General features: G+C 51.7%; 2 protein-coding genes. One reads left to right on the top strand and one right to left on the bottom strand.

Features of this window, described 5'->3' with window-relative positions:
- Positions 1–614: 614 nt before the first annotated feature.
- On the bottom strand, positions 615–3,248 hold the full coding sequence (ppdK, locus tag R2I50_RS09960) for a pyruvate, phosphate dikinase (protein ID WP_316608990.1): 2,634 nt from the start codon (positions 3,246–3,248) through the stop codon (positions 615–617).
- A gap of 393 nt (positions 3,249–3,641) precedes the next feature.
- Between ppdK and R2I50_RS09955 the strand changes: the two genes are divergently transcribed.
- Positions 3,642–4,388, top strand: a complete 747-nt coding sequence (locus tag R2I50_RS09955; RefSeq protein ID WP_316608989.1) for a sugar phosphate nucleotidyltransferase — start codon at positions 3,642–3,644, stop codon at positions 4,386–4,388.
- The last annotated feature ends 154 nt before the right edge of the window (positions 4,389–4,542 follow it).

Here is a 4,542-nt window from a genome sequence, read left to right as displayed (position 1 = left end):
TTGTCTGTAATTCTTCTCAGGAAGCATGTCATTAAGTGTTATTTGTAATGGTGCCCCTTCCCGCAGAGATGCTTTTGTTTTCTGGTAGGTGTACAAATATCGAGTGGCCTACCTAGAGATACATGTCGCTGGTTCTGGTAGGTTGGGTTTTTAAAAAGTTACCTTCCAGTCGAGAGACTTCTCCAGTTTTGGTAGGTCAGTAAATTGTGGCTTTGCCTTCCTCTTGAGGTAGTTCTTCTCTTTTGGTAGGAGATACGACTGTGAATCTATATGCCGATTCCTACCACTAGAATTAGCTAAACACTTCTTGTAGGGGTCCGTAAGACAGAGCCCCCTTCCTTGATAACACGTCTCAGTGATTTGGTAGGTAATGTCATCAAAAAGCCACCTTCCAGTCAGGATATTTTTTGGTTTTGGTAGGTTCAAACTAATTATCACCCAAAAAACCCTTCCAAGCGGAATATCTTTAGTCTCTTGGTAGGTCCCCTGCCCGTTTTACCCACACAAAAAGGGCCTGAGATTCATCTCAGGCCCTTCGTTTGGGACTATTTATTCGCTGAACCCAGCGTCCGAGTCAAATCAGATCAAATCAGATCAAATTAGATCCACTCAGATTACTGTCTCGGATTTGCGATCGCGGCCTGCGCTGCGGCGAGGCGAGCGATCGGGACACGGAACGGGCTGCAGGAGACGTAGTCGAGACCGATCTTGTGGCAGAATTCCACAGAGCTCGGGTCGCCGCCGTGCTCACCGCAGATACCGATGTGCAGTTTCGGGTTGACGGGCTTGCCAAGTTTGATAGCCATTTCCATCAGCTTGCCAACACCGGTCTGATCCAGCTTTGCGAACGGATCGTTCTCGAAGATCTTGGTGTCGTAGTAAGCGTTCAGGAACTTGCCGGCATCGTCACGGGAGAAGCCGAAGGTCATCTGAGTCAGGTCGTTGGTACCGAAGCAGAAGAAGTCAGCCTGGGTCGCGATCTCGTCAGCAGTCAGAGCAGCTCTCGGGATCTCGATCATGGTACCGACCTCATACTCGAGCTCTACGCCTGCAGCGGCGATCTCAGCGTCAGCGGTCTCAACAACGAACTTCTTGACATACTTGAGCTCTTTGACGTCGCCTACGAGCGGGATCATGATCTCGGGAACGAGAGTCCAGTCGGGATGAGCTTTCTTGACATTGATCGCAGCGCGGATAACAGCCTTGGTCTGCATCTTAGCGATCTCGGGATAGGTGACAGCCAGACGGCAGCCGCGGTGACCCATCATCGGGTTGAACTCATGCAGAGAATCGATGATAGCCTTGATCTCAGCTACGCTCTTGCCCTGAGCCTTAGCCAGAGCCTCGATGTCAGCTTCCTCAGTGGGAACGAACTCATGCAGAGGCGGATCCAGGAAGCGGATGGTTACGGGGTTGCCTTCGAGAGCCTCATACAGCTTCTCAAAGTCGCCCTGCTGATAGGGCAGGATCTTCTCCAGAGCAGCCTCGCGCTCCTCGAGAGTATCAGAGCAGATCATCTCACGGAAAGCAGCGATTCTGTCGCCTTCAAAGAACATATGCTCGGTACGGCACAGACCGATACCCTCAGCGCCCAGCTCGCGAGCCTTCTTAGCGTCAGCGGGAGTATCAGCGTTGGTACGAACCTTCAGGGTTCTGTACTTGTCAGCCCAAGCCATTACACGGCCGAACTCGCCCGCGATGGTAGCGTCAACGGTCGGGATGATGCCGTCATAGATGTTACCGGTGGTACCGTCGATGGAGATGAAGTCACCCTCATGGAAGGTCTTGCCTGCCAGAGTGAACTGCTTGTTCTCTTCATCCATGGTAATGTCGGAGCAGCCGGATACACAGCAGGTACCCATACCGCGAGCGACAACCGCTGCGTGAGAGGTCATACCGCCGCGAACGGTCAAAATACCCTGAGCAGCCTTCATGCCTTCGATATCCTCGGGAGAGGTCTCGAGACGAACGAGAACAACCTTCTCGCCTGCGCCGCCCTGAGCCTTAGCGTCCTCAGCGGTGAAGACGATCTTACCGCAAGCTGCGCCGGGAGAAGCGCCCAGACCCTTGCCCATGGGGGTAGCGGCCTTGAGCTCCTTCGCGTCGAACTGCGGATGGAGAAGTGTATCGAGGTTTCTGGGGTCGATCATCAGAACGGCCTCTTCCTCGGTTCTCATACCCTCGTCAACGAGGTCGCAAGCGATCTTCAGAGCCGCCTGAGCGGTACGCTTGCCGTTTCTGGTCTGAAGCATATAGAGCTTGCCGTGCTCGACGGTGAACTCCATATCCTGCATATCTCTGTAATGATCCTCGAGGGTCTTGCAAACCTGAGTGAACTGAGCGAATGCCTCGGGGAACTTCTGCTCCATCTCGGAGATGTGCATGGGGGTACGAACGCCTGCAACAACGTCCTCACCCTGTGCGTTGGTCAAAAACTCACCGAACAGGCCCTTTTCGCCGGTAGCGGGGTCACGGGTGAACGCAACGCCGGTACCGCAATCGTCGCCCATGTTACCAAATGCCATGGACTGTACGTTTACGGCAGTACCCCAGCTGTAGGGGATATCGTTGTCGCGGCGATATACGTTCGCGCGGGGGTTGTCCCAGGAACGGAATACAGCCTTGACAGCGCCCATGAGCTGTTCCTTAGGATCGGACGGGAAGTCCTGACCGATCTTTTCTTTGTACTCAGCCTTGAACTTCTCAGCGAGTTCCTTGAGGTCCTCAGCGGTCAGTTCAACGTCCTGCTTAACGCCGCGGTCAGCCTTCATCTCGTCGATGAGCTCTTCGAAATACTTCTTACCGACTTCCATAACGACGTCGGAATACATCTGGATAAATCTTCTGTAGCAGTCGTAAGCCCAGCGGGGATTGCCACTCTGCTCAGCGATCGTCTCTACAACTTCCTCGTTCAGACCGAGGTTCAGGATGGTGTCCATCATACCGGGCATGGAAGCGCGAGCGCCGGAACGAACGGAAACGAGAAGCGGGTTCTCTTTGTCACCGAACTTCTTGCCGGTGATCTCTTCCATCTTACCGATATACTCGTTGATCTGTGCCTGGATCTCATCATTGATCTGGCGGCCGTCCTCATAGTACTGAGTACAAGCCTCTGTGGTGATTGTGAAGCCCTGAGGAACCGGCAGACCGATGTTGGTCATCTCAGCGAGGTTTGCGCCCTTACCGCCGAGAAGTTCTCTCATGTCAGCGTTACCTTCTGTAAAAAGGTAAACCCATTTTTTGCTCATTGGAATCTCCTCCTAAATGAATTGTTATAGTAAATACTACAGTGAAGAATCACCGCAGCATACATATACACATGTATTATAACAAAAGATGGAAAAAAATACTATACAAAAGAGAAAAAAGAAATAAAAAAGGGGCACAAAAGTCAAGCTTTTATTTTGTGGAATATGTGAAAAGTGTTAAAATTGTCATATTTTTGTAATTTGTCCTTGCAAAATCCCAAATATATGCGATAATAGTATTGTGTATGAGAGCGCCCCGAAGCGCAAAGTACAGTGAAAAATGAATAACGAATAGTGAAACTCGATTCGCTCAAACGATCCTATATGACGATTGTTTGCACAGCTCATTCGGTGTGATCCAGTTTTCATTATGATGATTTGTGAGGTCAATTCATGAACAATAAATGTGCCGTTATCCTCGCCGGCGGCGAAGGAAAACGAATGAAATCCGATATTCCCAAGCCGATGAACGAGGTATTGGGCAAGCCGATGCTCCGCTGGGTCATCGACTCCGTCAAGGCGGCAGGGATCGACGACATCTGCGTCGTCACCGGCTACAAGACGGAGATCACCGAGGAGTATCTCCATTCTCTGCCTTTTGAAGTCAGCCACGTTTTGCAAAGCGAACGTCTCGGTACGGGACACGCCGTCATGATGGCAAAGGACTTTTTAAAGGAAAAGGGCGGCGACGTCGTGATCCTGTGCGGCGACGCTCCTTTCATGGACACCAAGACCATCGCAGACGCTTATGAAGCGCACAATGAGGGCGGTGCTTCCGCGACCGTCATCTCCGCGATGCTCGACGACCCGACCGGGTACGGCAGGATCGTCCGCAACGCCGACGGTACGCTGAAAAGCATCGTAGAACAGAAAGAAGCCGATGAAGAGACCCTTCTGATCAAGGAAGTCAACTCCGGCGGCTACTGGTTCGATACCAATGATCTGTTGAGCGTTCTTGACGATATCAAAGCGAATAATTCCGCAAAAGAATATTATTTGCCTGACGCGCTCTATCTGCTCCTGCAAAACGGCAAGAAAGTCGGCGCTTTCACGGCTGACTCGCCCGACACCGTTCTCGGAGCGAACGATCCCGCACAGCTTCAAGAATTGAACGATATCGCAAGAGCGAAAGGGTATTAAAGCCTCCCTTCCCTAAGGGAGGTGGGCAAATCTGCTTGCCGATTTGGTCGGAGGGTTGCCGCGATCCATCATCATCTCTTTTAGAAATATCCATCATCATAAAACGATTCAACCCTCAGTCGCTTCGCGACAGCTCCCTTAGGAAAGGGAGCCT

Origin of the sequence: uncultured Ruminococcus sp., assembly GCA_902785355.1 — a bacterium.
Lineage (GTDB): Bacteria > Bacillota > Clostridia > Oscillospirales > Acutalibacteraceae > Ruminococcoides.
The sequence above is the reverse complement of the archived record's forward strand: the minus strand, read 5'-3'. Positions and strand labels throughout refer to the sequence as shown.

What these genes read in the sequence shown, in the direction of transcription:
- ppdK (WP_316608990.1), bottom strand. Translation starts at nt 3,248, where the DNA reads ATGAGCAAAAAATGGGTTTACCTTTTTACAGAAGGTAACGCTGACATG.
- R2I50_RS09955 (WP_316608989.1), top strand. Translation starts at nt 3,642, where the DNA reads ATGAACAATAAATGTGCCGTTATCCTCGCCGGCGGCGAAGGAAAACGA.